Genomic DNA, 16,649 nt, shown 5'->3' on the forward strand with positions numbered 1-16,649 from the left:
GGATTTGCTGGCGAATATGTGCCAGTTTTTGAGAGTGCGGGTTGACTGTTGGCACCGCATCGATTGAAAAAGCAGGTTGTGACATTTTAATCCTTAAAGCAATAGCAGCGCAAAAGCGCTTTTTATGAATTCGTCTGCGAGCGGACGAAATTTATTATCATTATTGTCGCCTATTTAAATAATATATCAAATAGTTGAGTCAAATAAGCGGTGATTTCAAAGTCATCAGTGATGAAGAATAAGCATAAATCACTACAATAATGGCCGCAAATCACTCATTTTCTGCACAAATAGTTAACGACCAACCGGGGACATCTTCCCAATAGCCACTTTCTTTTTCTAAATCCAATATCATCAATGTATTTTGCACGAGATATTCAGATGGTAAATAGAGAGTCCAGTGCCCATCATCCGTTTCTATCCGTAACGAAGAGGGGATTGTGGTAGATTGGCGTTGATTATTTAACAAAATGGCTAGCCGCAAAATTTGAATAAGCGGCATAAATTGTTTTCTTTTAAATAAATTAAATTTAGGGATATCGTCATACTTAATAGCCCTACGATGATTACGTACTAATGTTGCCAGTAATAGTTGCTGTTCTTGGTTGAAGCCCGGTAAGTTGGTATTTTGCAAAATATAAGCAGAATGGCGGTGCATACCACTATGATTAATACTTAACCCAACCTCATGGAGCATAACTGCCCATATTAAAATGGATTCCAGTTGTGGGTTAAGTTGCTTAGGGTTTTGTTGTCCCCACTGGAAATAGAGTTCTTCCATGGTTTTTAATACGCGTTTAGCTTGCTCTCTATCGATATTATAATGCTCAGCAAGGCTTAAAGCAGTACGCTGGCGGATATCTTGGTGGCGGAAACGGCCTTCCATTTCATATAAAACACCTTCACGCAATGCACCGTCAGATAAACGTAACTCTTTAATTTCTAATGAATCAAATACGGCAAGTAAAATCGCTAAGCCAGGAACAAATACGTGTTTACGTTCATTCGATAGGCCTAATATATTCAGGGTGCTAAATGACTTATATTTCAACGCCATTTGCTTGATTTCGATAAGACGTTCCCGTGTAATAATACCGTCTTTATAGCCTAATTCTTGTATCACACTATGGGCAGCTTTGATGGTGCCCGAGGCGCCCATCGCAACGTCCCAAGTTTGTTTCTTAAATAAAATCGCGGTGCTTTCTAATTTTAAGCAAGCCCCTAGGTAGGCTCGATTGAAATATTCAGGGGTAATTTCTTCATTTGGAAAGTAAGTACGGGCAAAGCTAACACAGCCCATACGGCGGCTTTCAATCAAAAGCGGCTCAAATTTTTCACCAATAACTAACTCTGTCGAACCACCACCGATATCGAGTACTAATTTACGGCCTTTTTCGGGTTGAGTGTGCTCAACGCCCATAAAAATTAACCGTGCTTCTTCTTGACCTGAAATGATTTCAATAGGGTAAGGCATGATTTCTTTAGCGCGCTGCAAAAACAGTTTTACATTCGTTGCTACACGTAATGAATGAGTGCCAACAATGCATACGTTTTCAGGGGGAAAGCCTTGTAACCGTTCGGCAAACAACGCGAGGCAGGCAAGCCCACGTTCCATGGCTTCTTCACTTAATTCATTGGTATCACTTAGACCATCAGCTAGGTGAACACGTTTTTTTAACCGTGTAAGAACTTGCAATGCACCATTAACGATGCGAGCAATGACCATGTGAAAACTGTTTGAGCCTAAATCTATAGCCGCAATTTCTTGTGGTCTCGGTGTTGAGGCGTTGGTTATTGGCATATTTTTAAGCTCTTGTATCCGGTGTTTCGATTGATTTTAAATAATCATACACAGCAAGCTGGGCCTGAATTTTACGTTTATTTCCGCGGGGAACATAATGATTACTTAAATCTTTGTCAACATAACGTGCTTTAACAGTATCGCTAAATTGCAACTCTAAAATATCCAATACCCGTTGTTTTAAATGCGGGTCGACTAAGCTAACGGCGACTTCAATGCGGTAATCAATGTTGCGGGTCATCCAGTCAGCAGAAGAAATAAAGACTTTTTCGTCCCCCCCATTGGTGAAAACATAAACACGGTCATGTTCAAGAAAGCGGTCAACAATACTGGTTACCTGAATATTTTCACTGTAGCCGACTTGGCCGGCGACTAAAGAGCACATCCCTCTGACTAATAAACGAATTTTGACACCTGCATTGGAGGCATCGTACAGTTTGTCAGTCAATTCTTTGTCGACTAAGTTATTAATTTTTAATGTGATACCACTGGGCCGTTCAGCGAGCGCATTTTCGATTTCTTGGTCAATTAAGGCCATCAAACGAATACGTGTATTTTGTGGTGATACCATTAAATTATCGAAAGTCACTGGGCGATAAGGGTTTTCAATAAAACTAAATACCCGACGAACTTCGTTGGTGATCAGTTCATTTGCAGTGAGTAGGGAGTAATCAGTATAAAGCCGAGCGGTTTTTTCGTTAAAATTGCCCGTACCGATATGGGCATAACGCACGATTTGGCCTTCTTCCATGCGTGAAATAATAAATAATTTTGCATGGATTTTAAGCCCGGGCGCGGAGAAAATAACATGCACGCCCGCTTCAGTTAATCGTTTTGCCCAATGAATATTAGCGGCCTCATCAAATCGTGCTTGTAACTCAACGACCACTGTGACTTTTTTTCCATTATGAGCGGCATGAATGACAGAATCGATAATGCGTGAGTCTTTCGCGACACGGTAAATATTAATTTTAATCGATAATACATTCGGGTCAAAAGACGCTTGGCGCAATAATTCTAAAGTATGTTCAAAGGTATAGTAGGGATAATATAACAGTACATCGCGTTCGCGAATGGCATCGAAACCGTTACGGAAGTTATCAAACCAGCGGTGACGCAGCCTTGGTAATGGCTTGTTTAATAGGTTTTTATTTCCTTCATTAGGGAAATTAATAAAGTCTTTAAAATTGTGGTAGCGGCCACCGGCAATCACGGAGTCATCGCTGGATAGCCCCAGTTTTTCACGTAAAAGAGCAACCATTTCGTCAGGCATATCACGCTGATAGACAAAACGGACGGGTTCTGCGGTTAAACGTTGTTTTAATGTAGATGACATTATTTCGAGCAAGCTCGATTCCATCTCTGTTGCGATGTCGTACTCTGCATCACGCGTCATTTTCATCGAATAGGCATTGAGCTTATCGTAATCAAAAAAACCTTTGAAAATTTCATCGAGCGTATAGCGAAGGATATTATCAATTAGGATCATTGACTTGCGACGCTTTGGCATTTCTGGAGGCAGGTTAACAAACCGCGGGACTTTATCGGATGGAATTTCCAATAGTGCATATTGAATCTGATTGCCATTGATGATTTCAACTGCAAGATAAGTGTAGTCATCTTTTAGAAATTCAACGAGATTGGTATCAGGATTAATTAATATTGGCGTAATATGCTGCCGCAGATTCTGGCGGAAATACTGACGTAACCATATCTGTTGGCGAGGCGAAATTTGACGTTCGTTAATCAAGAATATTTGATTGCGAGCCATTTCCAATAATAAGTCATTATAGAGAATGTCGAATTCTTGTTCTTGTTTGGCAACTCTTGACTGAATTCTCTTTAACAAGTGGCGAGCACCGCTTGCCGAGCCGCGTTCTTCATTAATTAAAATACGGCGTTTAACGTCGGCGAAGCGGACTTTATAAAACTCGTCTAGATTATTGGAATAAATTCCCAAAAAACGCATTCGCTCAATAAGAGGGTTACGCTTGTCGGCTGCTTCTTGTAAAACACGCTCGTTAAAAGACAGCCAGCTTAACTCTTTTTCATGATAGAGACGTTCTTGGGACATTCTAACTCCGTATTAGACTCTTGTTACTTTATGGCTATGATACCAGTCAGTTAGCTAAATGTGTTGTTTAATTGCTTTATCTTGGGTAATAACACTTTCTGGATTAGCAGATTGTTGCTTCATCGTAAAATATTGTTGCTGAAAAATACACATACGGATAGCGGTGTGATAGCGACCATTGACAAAGAATTCGTCGATCAGTTCGCCTTCAGTATGGAAGCCTAGTTTATTATAAATATGGATAGCTTTAACATTTTCTTTATCAACAATAAGATAAAGTTTATATAAGTTTAGTACGGAAAACGCGTAGTCCATTGCTAATTTCGCAGCGCGACTCGCATAGCCATGGCCTTGATGGCTCGGTGCAATGATAATTTGAAACTCAGAGCGTCGGTGAACATAATCAATTTCTACCAATTCGACTAAGCCAACTTTCTCACTGTCATTTTCAACGATAAAACGGCGTTCAGACTGGTCATGAATATGTTTATCGTAAAGATCGCTTAATTCAACGAAAGCTTCATAAGGTTCTTCAAACCAATAACGCATAACACTGGCATTGTTATCAAGCTGGTGAATAAATGCTAAATCTTCACGTTCAAGTGGGCGCAACCTAAACGGATGAACTTGCCCGGTCGTCATAAAAATACCTCTATTTAGTTAGGAAAAATGTTTTGTTCTTCGACTATAAGGATAACATTTATTTGCGATAAAATAATGACACAGCACAGAGAGATTATCACCTTGTTGAAAAATAATTCATTTTACCCAACGCTAATGTTTTTATGTAATAGATTGCGATCGTGTTTTTATGTGAATGCGAAGAAAAAGGGTGGATACCCACCCTTGAAATGACGTTTTGCTCATCACGAATATTATTCGTTAGCGTAACCTTGTTGCGGTAAAATTCGGTTATCTAACACAGCTTTACCTTTTTGCATTGTTAATCGGCCACTAATGAACCACTCAACAACTAATGGGTAAATCGTATGTTCTTGGGCTTTTACCCGCTCGATAATATCGTCTTCGTTATCCTGTTCAAAGATAGGCACTTTAGCTTGCAAAATAACTGGCCCGCCATCCAGTTCTTCGGTAACGAAATGAACGGATGTGCCATGTTCTTTATCCCCATTTTCTAGCGCTTTACGATGCGTGTGTAAACCGGGGTATTTCGGTAACAAAGAAGGATGGATATTGAGTAATTTACCCGCAAAGTGGTTGACGAATTGGGCTGATAAGATACGCATAAAACCCGCTAATACGACTAAATCAGGCTGATATTGGTCGACTTGTGCGAGTAATGCAGCATCATATGCTTGGCGGTCAGTATACTGTTTGACATCTAAAAAACAGGCTGGTATTCCAGCCTGTTGTGCCCGAACAAGCCCATAAGCATTGGCTTGGTTGCTAATGACAGCAACAATGTGAGCGCCAATTGCCCCAGTGCGGCAGCTATCAATTAATGATTGCAAATTACTACCGCTGCCAGAAATGAGGACAACAATTTTTTTCATTAGCGGATCACAACCTGCTCTTCACCCGCTGGTAATGCGCCAATTGTACCGATTTGCCATGCGTTTTCGCCAAGCTTGTTCAACAGAGCAAGTGCATTTTCAACTTCCTGTTGTGGTAGAGCAATAATAATCCCCACACCACAGTTGAAGGTACGGTACATTTCATGAGTGCTCACATCACCAGCTTGCTGCAGCCAGTTAAAGACAGCAGGCCATTGCCAGCTGCTACCGTCAATAATTGCTTGTGTGTTGTCAGGCAGTACGCGAGGAATATTTTCCCAGAAACCACCACCAGTAATGTGGGAAATTGCATGGATATCGCTGTTTGCGATCAGCTCTAATACATTTTTAACGTAAATGCGTGTTGGTTCTAATAAGTGGTCAGCTAAAGGTTTCCCATCTAATTGAGTTTCTTCTGGGTTGGTTTGGCTGACTTCGAGGATCTTGCGAACCAGCGAGTAACCATTTGAATGCGGGCCGCTAGAGGCTAAAGCAATTAAGGCGTCACCAGCACTCACTTTGCTACCATCGATGATTTCTGAGCGTTCAACAACACCCACACAGAAACCAGCCACATCGTAGTCTTCACCATGGTACATTCCCGGCATTTCCGCGGTTTCACCACCCACTAACGCACAACCTGACTGTTTACAACCTTCTGCGATACCCGTAATCACACTCGCAGCGGTATCGACATCTAGTTTACCGGTCGCGTAATAATCAAGGAAGAACAGGGGCTCTGCGCCTTGAACAATCAAGTCATTGACACACATAGCCACAAGGTCAATCCCAATGGAGTCATGACGTTTTAAATCCATTGCTAAGCGTAATTTGGTACCGACACCGTCAGTGCCTGAAACTAAAACAGGCTCACGGTATTTCTGCGGTAGGGAACATAATGCACCGAATCCCCCAAGACCTCCCATGACTTCTGGGCGGCGGGTTTCTTTTACGACACCTTTAATACGTTCAACCAAGGCGTTACCCGCATCAATATCAACACCGGCATCTTTATAGCTGAGAGAGGTTTTATCAGTCACTACGGCCCCCAAGGCAATTACATTTTTGAGAAAAATAACATCATTGACATTATTCTAACAGGCTAGGCAAACGTTTGCGATAGCTTTGTGTTGGAAATTTTTGGGTACGCATAATCGAAGAATGGTAGAACGTTATAGAAGTTGTATAGCAAAATAAGAAATGTATTTATTTAAATCAAATTTGCGGTTTTACCAATTTCAACTTAACTGAGATGAGGTATAATTTTTAAAAAAATGGCGTTAATCGTTGTTGTTTTGACCAAAATCAAGCGTTATCTAGTGGCAACCAAAGCTAAAAGAGGTATAATCCGGCGATTTTTTTGTCCGCCGCCGTCTTAAATAGTAGGAGAAACCCATGAAGATCGTTGAGGTAAAACACCCTCTCGTTAAACATAAACTCGGCCTGATGCGAGATCATGATATAAGCACAAAGCGCTTTCGTGAACTGGCCTCAGAGGTTGGTAGCCTACTGACTTATGAAGCAACTGCTGACCTTGAAACTGAAAAAGTGACTATCGATGGTTGGTGTGGTCCTGTAGAAATAGAACAAATTAAAGGTAAGAAAATCACTGTAGTACCAATTCTTCGTGCGGGTATTGGTATGATGAACGGTGTATTAGATAGCATTCCAAGTGCACGTATCAGTGTGGTAGGTGTTTATCGTGATGAAGAAACACTGCAGCCTGTCCCTTATTTCCAAAAACTCGCCTCTAACATTGAAGAACGTATGGCATTAGTGGTCGACCCAATGTTAGCGACGGGTGGCTCAATGATTGCTACCATTGATTTATTAAAAAATGCGGGTTGTACCTCGATTAAAATCTTAGTTCTTGTTGCAGCGCCTGAAGGTTTAAAAGCGTTGGAAGCTGCGCATCCAGATGTTGAATTATATACCGCTTCAATTGATGAGTATTTAAATGAAGAGGGATATATCGTTCCGGGTCTCGGTGATGCGGGCGACAAGATATTTGGTACTAAATAATGATAAGCCGACTGAGAAGTCGGCTTTTTTTTGATTAATTGTAGAGACTCACTGCTTATTCAGTGATTAGCCATTTCGCTAAAAGAGGATAAAGCCACATGACACGTCGCACCATCAGTGTTGAAGAAAGACCACCATTATTACAAACTATACCACTGAGCCTTCAACACCTATTTGCTATGTTTGGCGCAACCGTTATCGTACCGATTCTGTTTGGTGTAAACCCCGCTACAATTTTGCTGTTTAATGGGATCGGAACGCTGCTGTATCTGTTTATTTGTAAAGGGCAAATTCCTGCTTATTTAGGCTCAAGTTTTGCATTTATTTCCCCAGTGCTGATTTTATTACCATTAGGTTATGAGCTGGCACTTGGCGGCTTCATTATCTGTGGCGTGCTGTTCTGTATTGTTGCACTGATTGTTAAAGTTGCAGGAAGAGGGTGGATAAACGTCATGTTCCCCCCAGCAGCAATGGGGGCAATCGTAGCCGTAATTGGTTTAGAATTAGCTCAAACGGCTGCAGGTATGGCTGGGCTATTACCTAAAGATGGCGCAGTGGTTGATTCGAACACGTTAATTATTTCCCTGACCACGTTGTCAGTCACTATTCTCTGCGCGGTCGTTTTCCGTGGGTTTTTATCTATTATTCCAATTTTGATTGGCTTTTTAGCGGGTTATGCATTGTCCTATTTTATGGGTATTGTGGACTTTACCCCGGTTATTGAAGCGCCGTGGTTTGCTATTCCTACATTTTATACTCCACGCTTCGAATGGTTTGCTATTTTAACCATTTTGCCCGCTGCATTAGTGGTTATCGCTGAGCACGTAGGGCACTTGGTCGTCACTGCGAATATTGTTGAACGTGACTTAATGAAATCACCAGGTTTACATCGTTCAATGTTTGCTAATGGGTTTTCTACGGTGATTTCCGGTTTCTTTGGCTCGACACCAAATACGACTTATGGTGAAAACATTGGGGTCATGGCTATTACCAAGGTATACAGCACTTGGGTAATTGGCGGAGCCGCAATTATTGCTATTTTATTATCTTGTGTTGGTAAATTAGCGGCTGCTATCCAATTAGTACCAGTTCCTGTGATGGGCGGGGTTTCACTCTTATTGTACGGGGTAATTGGTGCATCAGGTATTCGAGTGTTGATTGATTCAAAAGTCGATTATAACAAGCCACAAAATTTGATTTTAACCTCAGTGATTTTAATTATTGGTGTGAGCGGAGCCGTTATCCATATTGGTCAAGCTGAACTCAAAGGTATGGCGCTAGCAACGATAGTTGGGATCTTTATGGCATTATTATTCCGTTTTATAACGTTTGTTAGGCCTGAAAAGCAGTTTGTGACATCTGAAGTCCAAGAGCTTGATAGCAATAAAAAATAAGCCACACAATTTTCCATATTGCCGTTCAATTGTTTGAACGGCATTTGGTCACCGTTCTTATTCATCTATCCGTGTTTTTTATGGTAAACTGCTAGATGAAAATTGATTTGTACAGCCAGAGGCGCTTCTGAACACACCATCACAGCTTTCATTACCACTATATCTGCCAGATGATGAAACCTTTGCGAGCTTTTATGCAGGGGAAAATGGGGCGTTGCTGTCTGCTATTCAGTCTGCTATTAATCAACCCCATGGCAGTTATATCTATTATTGGTCGCGTGAAGGCGGCGGGAAAAGCCATTTACTGCACGCAGCTTGTGCAGAGCTGTCTGAACAAGGCATTGCAGTCGGTTATGTTCCTTTGGATAAACGTGCGTATTTTGTTCCTGAAGTACTCGACGGTATGGAACATTTATCACTCGTTTGTATTGATAATATTCAGTGCATCGCGGGTGATGAAGAGTGGGAAATGGCGATTTTCAATTTGTATAACCGTATTTTGGAAATTGGTCGCACTTGTCTATTAATTACTGGGGACAGGCCTCCTCGGCAAATCGAACTGAAATTACCCGATTTAGCCTCTCGCCTTGATTGGGGGCAAATTTATAAACTGCACCCACTGAGTGACGAAGATAAGATTTGGGCACTGCAATTACGCGCTCGTATTCGTGGTTTTGAATTACCGGAAGATGTTTGTCGTTTCGTATTAAAACGTCTAGATAGAAAAATGGGAACGTTGTTTGATATCTTAAACAAACTTGACCACGCATCAATTGTCGCTCAGCGAAAATTAACGATTCCTTTCGTAAAAGATATTTTAAAACTCTAGTTGATTAAATGAGTTGGCAGCCATATAGCTGCCAAAATAGAGTTTATAAGATTTCACAAACCTGCTCAGGCGGACGACCTAAACGTGCTTTATCACCATTAACAACGATAGGGCGTTCAATCAATTTAGGATTTTCATGCATTGCTTTAATGAGTTGATCCTGAGTTAAGCTGTCATCGTTTAAATTCAATTCCTTATACAACTCTTCTTTGGTGCGCATTAATTGACGAGCATCTTTAAAGCCTAACATTTTAAGGAGTTTTTTGATTTCAGCGACCGTTGGGGGCGTTTTTAAATACTCGACCACCGTGGGGGCGATACCCTTATCAGTTAAAAGTGCTAAGGTTTCACGGCTTTTAGAACAGCGTGGGTTGTGGTAAATCTTAATCGAATCCGTCATTATTATAACTCCTTACGGTTTTGCATTTTTGTCACGTAATTGTAGTTTTCTAAGCGCATCAATGCGAGCGTCATAACGCTGCTGTTCGTAACTGCCTAAACGGCTTTGACGGCTAGCATCGCTGAGATAATTAATTGCAGTGTCATAGTTACCCCGTAACGCCATCCCTTCTGCGTAAGCAGCAAGTTCTTCGGTACGCTTACCTTGTTTTGCGGACGCTTCTGCCAGTAAATCCCAACCAATCGGGTCATCAGGGTAATCAAACGTATATTTATTCAGTAAGGTTGTTGCTTCTTTATATTGATGATTATTAATTAATGCGTTAGCTAGGTTGACAATAAATACGGTATTTTTCGGTGCTTTTCTCAAAGCATTCTGTAAACGAGAGACCGCTCTAGAGACTTGATGTTGTTCAATGTCGACATCAGTCATGCTATCGATAAACCAAGGGTTATCGGGTTGTTTCGCTAATAGCTCTGTCAGGATTTTTCCTGCTTCTGCGTACTTTTTGTCTTGAGAAAGTAGTAGCGCTTTACCGTATTGCGCTGCAATTTGTTCTTGTGCAGAACCTTTACCATAGTTTTCAATGATTTGGTCTAAAGCATGTTTTTGCTCGGTACTATACATAGCCAAAATACGAACTCGGGCTAACATAAAGTCCAGTGATGATGGCACACTCACTTTAGGGTATTGGTTCGATCGGTTTCTGGCATCAGCTAAACGGCTATCCGGCAAGGGGTGCGTTAATAGAATTTCAGGGGGCTTTGACATATAGCGAGTTTGGTCTGACATTGTTTGCATAAAATCAGCCATCGCATGCGGGTCAAAGCCAGAGCGCCTTAATGTCTGTAAACCAATACGGTCAGCTTCTTGTTCATTGGCTTGGGTAAAGCTGATCATACCTTGCTGAACCCCAGCCATTGTGCCTGTTAAAGCGGCAAAACCGGCTTGAGGATTCGCCATCACTAACAGCAAAGAACCAATCGTCCCTGCAATCGCGAGAGGAGTGGTGCTTTTTTGGTCTTCCATCATTCGCGCAAGGTGCCTTTGCGTAACGTGAGATATTTCGTGCGCCATGACGGATGCTAGCTGACTTTCATTTTGGCTGTATCGGAACAATGCTGAGTGTAGCACTACATTGCCCCCAAAATAGGCGTATGCGTTAATATTGGGGTTGTTGACTAAATAGAACTTAAACGGTGTTTTAACTGAGTCGGCATTTTTCACTAACCGCATGCCAAGTTTGTTAACATATTGGGTTAACAATGGGTCATAAATAAGAGGGGTGCTGGCACGTATTTGGCGTGTAATAGCATCTCCCATAATAATTTCTTGGTTGATGCTAAGTGTGCCTCCTGCTGTGGTTCCTATATCGGGTAAGGTATCTTCAATTGCACTATAAGCAGGTAATACTGCACCGTTCATTAGCGCAGCGATCATGAAAGCCAATAATGGATATTTTAAATTTTTCTTCATGAAACGTGAGTATCCCATACAACATTTTAATTTAGGGTAAGTACCGACTTTATTTCGGGTGTGCTTTAAGTAAGGCACTTAAAAATACGAAAAGTTTAAAACACATGATAGCAAAAGCTATCGTAAAATCTGTTCTTCGGTATAATTTTCGTTACTTTAGGAACTGTCCTTTGTGTTATTCCCTAGGAGCAATAAATGCTGGAATTGTTTTTACAGTGGTATCGTCGGCGTTTTGCTGACCCACAAGCCATAGCCCTTTTTACATTACTCGTATCAGGGTTTGTGATCATCTTCTTTTTCAGCAGTATACTGGCTCCATTGCTGGCGGCAATTGCTTTAGCTTATTTGCTTGAATGGCCAACCAATTTATTACAACGCATAGGGTTATCCCGTTCAGTTGCTGTCGGTATTATTTTGACCTTATTCGCCGGAATAAGTGCCATGGTTATTTTAATTATTGCACCAACCGCATGGCAGCAAGGGATTAATTTGATGGCCGATCTGCCAAATATGGTTAACCGTTTCAATGAATTTGCACAAAAACTGCCAGAGCAATATCCAGCACTAGTGGATGTAGGCATTATCGATATGATGGCAGATAACCTGCGTAGCCGTATGTCGGGTATTGCAGACTCTGTAGTTAAAGCGTCAGTTGCTTCATTAATAGGTATTTTTACTTTAGCAGTTTACTTAGTTCTAGTGCCGTTGATGACATTCTTTCTTTTAAAAGATAAAGAGCGTATTAGCAAAAGCTTCCTCAAGCTGTTACCGAAAAATCGTTTGTTAGTGGGTAAAGTTTGGGTCGAAATGAATGAACAAATCACCAATTATTTGCGAGGAAAAGTTACTGAAATGGTGATTGTTGGGGTGGCAACATATTTATGTTTTGCTTACTTTGACTTGCGCTATTCCGTATTGCTGTCGGTTCTTGTCGGGGTAGCGGTATTAATCCCTTACATTGGTGCGGTCGCAGCCACGATCCCCGTGGTTATTGTTGCGCTCTTTCAGTACGGTATTGGTAGTGAATTTTGGTACTTAATGTTGTTTTATTTAGTTATTCAAGGTTTGGATAGCAACGTTGTGGTGCCTTTATTGTTTTCTGAAGCCGTGAATTTACATCCACTAGTGATTATTTTATCTGTTGTGGTGTTTGGTGGGTTATGGGGCTTTTGGGGCGTGTTTTTTGCAATACCTTTAGCAACACTGATTAAAGCGGTTATTCATGTCTGGCCGGAAGAGCCAACGGAGTCAACGAACTAGGTTAGTAATAGTGCTGTATGGGGGCATACAGCACTAAGAAGTAACGATTAAGCGTGTGTATTGATGTAATCAAGCACGATTTCGTGGTGGTTACTGGTTTTAAAATTGTCAAAGACGTGCTCTATTTTCCCAGTAGGGTCAATAAGGAAGCTAATGCGATGAATCCCATCATAGGTTTTCCCCATGAATTGTTTTTCACCCCAAACCCCAAATTGCTCACATACTTGGTGGTCTTCATCTGATAACAAAGTGAAGTTCAACATCTCTTTTTCAGCGAAACGAGATAGTTTCTCTGGTTTGTCTGTGCTAATACCTAATACTTCGACACCTTTCGCTTTAAGTGTATCCATTTCATCACGTAGACCACACGCTTGAACAGTACAGCCAGGAGTCATCGCTTTAGGATAAAAGTAAACTAATACGCGCTGACCCTGATAATCAGAAAGATTGATGAGCTCACCATCTTGGTCAGGAAGGCTAAATTGAGGCACCTTATCACCGGCTTTCAATGGGTTCATTAAATATATCTCCGTTAACTTTGCATGTTGGGGTTGTTAACAATACTTATGTTGCCTTTAGCATTTAGCATTGTACATAGTTGTTGAAATTTATTTTTTATAATTATGCCATTATCGTCCAACGGATCGTGTGCAGTAATCTGAATTTCCAGTTGAGCGGGCATATCATTATTGGCTGGTTGTGTTTTAGAAACAAGCTCTGCGATATTACACTGCGAAGTTGTGAATAAATTTGTGAATTGCTCGACAATACGAGGTGCATCGTCGACAACAACATTCACTGTTACTGTCGATGGGTAATAGGTTGTTTGCACACTCTGAGTTCTTTTCATTACGATAAGCAAGTCGAGCTCGGCGCCTTTAGGTGGTAATGTCGCTTCTAAAAGGGTAATAGCATTCCAACTGCCGGAGAGCATCATAATGAAGGTGAATTCCTTGCCAAACATCGCTAAGCGACTATCTTCAATATTACAATCACACTCGCTGACGAGACGTGTAATGGTATTCACAATGCCCGGACGATCTGTTCCCAGCGCAGTAATGACAAGAAATTGCTGTTCAGTCTTAGGCAAAGTCTATTCCTTAGTATTTTAATTATGTCAGTTAAACATTTAATTAGAATATAGCAGTAAAATTCTAGCGCTAACAACTGACTGGCTATGAGGGTAAGGAAACCATAAAAAAGGCAATCTGCCAAGGGGGTAAATAGACTCTTGCGAGAAATATCAGTGAATTATTACTTCTATTTAAGTTAATGTCCTCGGCATTAACAAAATTCATTAAATTCTTGCTATTGGGTGGTTTTCTTCTTTGAAATGAAAAAGTAACATGGTAGTTCAATTATTAAGGGGGTATCGCTATGGCTAATGGAAACGCAAATTATAAAGATTTTTTAACGGGAAGCATTGTTGCAGTTATTACACCAATGGATTCGGCAGGGCGTTTAGATAAAGCGAGCCTGAAAAAGTTGGTGGATTATCATGTTGAAAGTGGAACAACTGCGATTGTTTCTGTTGGTACAACTGGCGAATCAGCAACCTTAACGCACAAAGAACATGTGGATGTCGTGAAAGCGACGCTTGAATTAGCAGATGGTCGTATTCCTATTATTGCAGGAGCCGGTGCAAATGCTACCGCTGAAGCTATTTCTTTGACAAATGAGTTTGAAAACAGCGGTGTGGTTGCTTGCCTGACGGTAACACCTTATTATAATAGGCCTTCTCAAGAAGGGCTATATCAACACTTTAAGGCAATTTCAGAAAACACCAGCTTGCCACAGATTCTTTATAATGTACCATCACGCACTGGCTGTGATATGTTGCCTGAAACTGTGGGGCGTTTAGCAAAACTGGCGAATATTGTTGCAATTAAAGAGGCAACAGGGAACTTAGCTAGGGTTCATCAAATCAAAGAACTGGTTGATGATGATTTTGTACTGTTAACAGGTGATGACGCAACGGCGCTTGATTTCATGCAACTAGGTGGTAAAGGCGTTATTTCGGTCACATCTAACGTTGCGGCCGCACAGATGGTAAAAATGTGTGACTTAGCGCTTGCAGGCAAATATACTGAGGCGCGTGAATTAAATAAAAAACTGATGGGGCTTCATCTTCAGTTATTTGTTGAACCAAATCCAATTCCAGCGAAGTGGGGCTGTCATCGCTTAGGTCTGATTGCAGATGGGACATTACGGTTGCCAATGACACCGTTAACCACCTCGGGCCAGCAAAAAGTTGAGGAAGCCTTGAAACTCGCTGGATTACTGTAAAATTTAGGGAATTTTAATGGCAACATTATTGCAAAAATCGAAGGTTATGAAGGTTGCTGGCCTGTCACTTGTTGTGTTACTGGCAGCCTGCTCCAGCGATCAGCGCTATAAACGTCAGGTCAGTGGTGATGAGGAATATCTCAATGCTGCGCCATTGAAAGTGTTGAATGTGCCACAGGGGCTTACATTACCAGAACAAAATGGTGAGTATGATATCCCTAAAGCCACATCAACAGGGGCAATAGGAAAAGCGTTAGACATTCGTCCACCAGTACTGACAATTTCGCAATTAGCGGGTTCTCGTACAGAGGATAGCGCTCAAGCAAGTCGTTTGTTGCTAGAAAATACACCTGAAAATAGCGCACTTTGGTCACAAGTTACGATGATCTTAGAGCAAAGAGGGATTCCAGTTTCATCTAAAGACGATGGCTCTCGCTCAATTGAAACCGATTGGGTGAAATGGGATCGCGCAGATGAAAACGTACCGATTGAGAGTCGCCATAAAGTTACAGTGCAGCCAGAAAACGGTATGATGGCATTAACGGTAACTAGCTTAGGCTTACGTCAAGGGGGAGAGACAATTACTGATGTTGTCGAAACTCAACGTTATAACAAGCTGTTATTGAATGAATTAACCGATAACTTATATACGTTACGTGATACTTCAAACAAAAATAGTATCCAAAATGCCTACGGTATCATTGATGTTCAAACCGGTAGTGATGATACTGGCTTACCTTTAGTTGTGGTTCGTGCGCCATTTGATGCAGTATGGGAACGTTTACCTCACACCTTAGAAAGTGTTGGTATGAAAGTGGGTGACCGTACGCGCTCAAGTGGTTCTGTGATGGTAACTTACAAAGGTTTAAGCAGCTCAGAATGGCAGGCTTTGGGTATTGATGACCCAACTGTGCCAGAAGCAGATTATAAAGTGCAGGTTGGTGACTTAAATAACCGTAGTACACTGCAATTTATCACCACCAAAGGTGTGCCTTTAACACAAAAACAAAATGATGAAATGGTTGCAGCGCTGAAAGCAGCATTTAGTAAAGCACCTGCCAAAAAGTAATCATTCAACATTTTGAGATGACTAATTAAACCGTAGCTTAAATACAAGCTGCGGTTTTTTTATTTAAATTGGATGGGTTTGTATTGGGGTAAAGATATTAAGCTTCATACGCATAGGCTGGTGGTTATCAACTCTGTATTTTGTTTATTTCATGCTACTCGTAATCTATATACTTAGTTAGTTATTAAATAGCATTTCATCAATTTGAATTTTCCTTCTCTGGTAGGCTAATTTTATCTTTCATGTTTTCACCTAAAACAAATGGACAAAAAATCAGTGTTTATGGTTAAGTAATCGTTTGCGTCTGCTCGGGAATTTTATTATCATGATTAACAGTGAATTATAAAATATTGAATATCAGCTAGTTAGCGTTTCACATGGTGAATTTCAGTAACTGACTGAAACAGAGCAGAAAATTAACAATGAATAGGCCATTTGATTGGTTTTTGTTCTTCTGTTACTTATCTGAATCTGCTGTGCAGGTTGATTTTTGTTTAGTTTAATCACATCCCTGGAGTGTGTAA

The 16,649-nt window shown here is 41.0% G+C and carries 15 protein-coding genes; 6 read left to right on the forward strand and 9 right to left on the reverse strand.

The window, feature by feature from the left end; genetic code table 11:
- Positions 1–271 precede the first annotated feature (271 nt).
- From P3L37_RS08775 to purM, 5 genes are all read right to left on the reverse strand, one after another.
- Entirely contained in the window at positions 272–1,801 is a 1,530-nt protein-coding gene (locus P3L37_RS08775) for an exopolyphosphatase (RefSeq protein WP_109912433.1), read from the reverse strand.
- Positions 1,802–1,805: 4 nt separating this feature from the next.
- The gene (ppk1, locus tag P3L37_RS08780) at positions 1,806–3,875 is read right to left on the reverse strand and encodes a polyphosphate kinase 1 (RefSeq protein ID WP_109912434.1); all 2,070 of its coding nucleotides are present in this window, start codon (positions 3,873–3,875) and stop codon (positions 1,806–1,808) included.
- A 54-nt stretch (positions 3,876–3,929) separates the two neighbouring features.
- Entirely contained in the window at positions 3,930–4,517 is a 588-nt protein-coding gene (gene speG, locus P3L37_RS08785) for a spermidine N1-acetyltransferase (protein ID WP_004911388.1), read from the reverse strand.
- 233 nt (positions 4,518–4,750) lie between these two features.
- Positions 4,751–5,389 carry a phosphoribosylglycinamide formyltransferase gene (purN, locus tag P3L37_RS08790; protein WP_109912435.1) on the reverse strand — a complete coding sequence of 213 codons (639 nt, stop codon included), beginning with the start codon at positions 5,387–5,389 and terminating at the stop codon, positions 4,751–4,753.
- Positions 5,389–6,429 carry a phosphoribosylformylglycinamidine cyclo-ligase gene (gene purM / locus P3L37_RS08795; protein ID WP_109912436.1) on the reverse strand — a complete coding sequence of 347 codons (1,041 nt, stop codon included), beginning with the start codon at positions 6,427–6,429 and terminating at the stop codon, positions 5,389–5,391. The genes purN and purM overlap by 1 nt, the downstream gene beginning before the upstream one ends.
- A gap of 355 nt (positions 6,430–6,784) precedes the next feature.
- Here purM and upp point away from each other — a divergent pair, with 355 nt between their 5' ends.
- The 3 genes from upp to hda all read left to right on the forward strand — a co-directional run bounded on the left by upp (position 6,785) and on the right by hda (position 9,634).
- The gene (upp, locus tag P3L37_RS08800) at positions 6,785–7,411 is read left to right on the forward strand and encodes a uracil phosphoribosyltransferase (protein WP_004253541.1); all 627 of its coding nucleotides are present in this window, start codon (positions 6,785–6,787) and stop codon (positions 7,409–7,411) included.
- Between the two features lie 98 nt (positions 7,412–7,509).
- Entirely contained in the window at positions 7,510–8,805 is a 1,296-nt protein-coding gene (uraA, locus tag P3L37_RS08805) for a uracil permease (RefSeq protein ID WP_004253542.1), read from the forward strand.
- A 127-nt stretch (positions 8,806–8,932) separates the two neighbouring features.
- Positions 8,933–9,634: a DnaA inactivator Hda gene (gene hda / locus P3L37_RS08810; protein ID WP_036957653.1), complete on the forward strand. Its 702-nt coding sequence runs from the start codon at positions 8,933–8,935 to the stop codon at positions 9,632–9,634.
- A gap of 43 nt (positions 9,635–9,677) precedes the next feature.
- Here the strand turns inward: hda and arsC are convergent, their stop codons facing one another.
- Both arsC and P3L37_RS08820 read right to left on the reverse strand, forming a co-directional pair.
- Positions 9,678–10,034 carry an arsenate reductase (glutaredoxin) gene (arsC, locus tag P3L37_RS08815; protein WP_272667377.1) on the reverse strand — a complete coding sequence of 119 codons (357 nt, stop codon included), beginning with the start codon at positions 10,032–10,034 and terminating at the stop codon, positions 9,678–9,680.
- Positions 10,035–10,046: 12 nt separating this feature from the next.
- Positions 10,047–11,510 carry a tetratricopeptide repeat protein gene (locus P3L37_RS08820; protein ID WP_272667378.1) on the reverse strand — a complete coding sequence of 488 codons (1,464 nt, stop codon included), beginning with the start codon at positions 11,508–11,510 and terminating at the stop codon, positions 10,047–10,049.
- Between the two features lie 195 nt (positions 11,511–11,705).
- On the opposite strand from P3L37_RS08820, the gene P3L37_RS08825 reads away from it, so the two are divergent.
- Positions 11,706–12,770: an AI-2E family transporter gene (locus P3L37_RS08825; protein WP_004911372.1), complete on the forward strand. Its 1,065-nt coding sequence runs from the start codon at positions 11,706–11,708 to the stop codon at positions 12,768–12,770.
- Between the two features lie 47 nt (positions 12,771–12,817).
- On the opposite strand, the gene bcp is transcribed toward P3L37_RS08825, so the two are convergent.
- Both bcp and P3L37_RS08835 read right to left on the reverse strand, forming a co-directional pair.
- Complete coding sequence (gene bcp / locus P3L37_RS08830) at positions 12,818–13,288, reverse strand: thioredoxin-dependent thiol peroxidase (protein ID WP_272667379.1); 471 nt, start codon at positions 13,286–13,288, stop codon at positions 12,818–12,820.
- A 14-nt stretch (positions 13,289–13,302) separates the two neighbouring features.
- Complete coding sequence (locus P3L37_RS08835; protein WP_004253549.1) at positions 13,303–13,860, reverse strand: glycine cleavage system transcriptional repressor; 558 nt, start codon at positions 13,858–13,860, stop codon at positions 13,303–13,305.
- A gap of 287 nt (positions 13,861–14,147) precedes the next feature.
- Between P3L37_RS08835 and dapA the strand changes: the two genes are divergently transcribed.
- On the forward strand, positions 14,148–15,056 hold the full coding sequence (dapA, locus tag P3L37_RS08840; RefSeq protein ID WP_004911368.1) for a 4-hydroxy-tetrahydrodipicolinate synthase: 909 nt from the start codon (positions 14,148–14,150) through the stop codon (positions 15,054–15,056).
- Between the two features lie 16 nt (positions 15,057–15,072).
- Positions 15,073–16,125 carry an outer membrane protein assembly factor BamC gene (bamC, locus tag P3L37_RS08845; RefSeq protein ID WP_004911365.1) on the forward strand — a complete coding sequence of 351 codons (1,053 nt, stop codon included), beginning with the start codon at positions 15,073–15,075 and terminating at the stop codon, positions 16,123–16,125.
- Positions 16,126–16,649: the final 524 nt, after the last annotated feature.

It is taken from the genome of Providencia sp. PROV114 (assembly GCF_032704305.1).
GTDB lineage: Bacteria > Pseudomonadota > Gammaproteobacteria > Enterobacterales > Enterobacteriaceae > Providencia > Providencia rettgeri.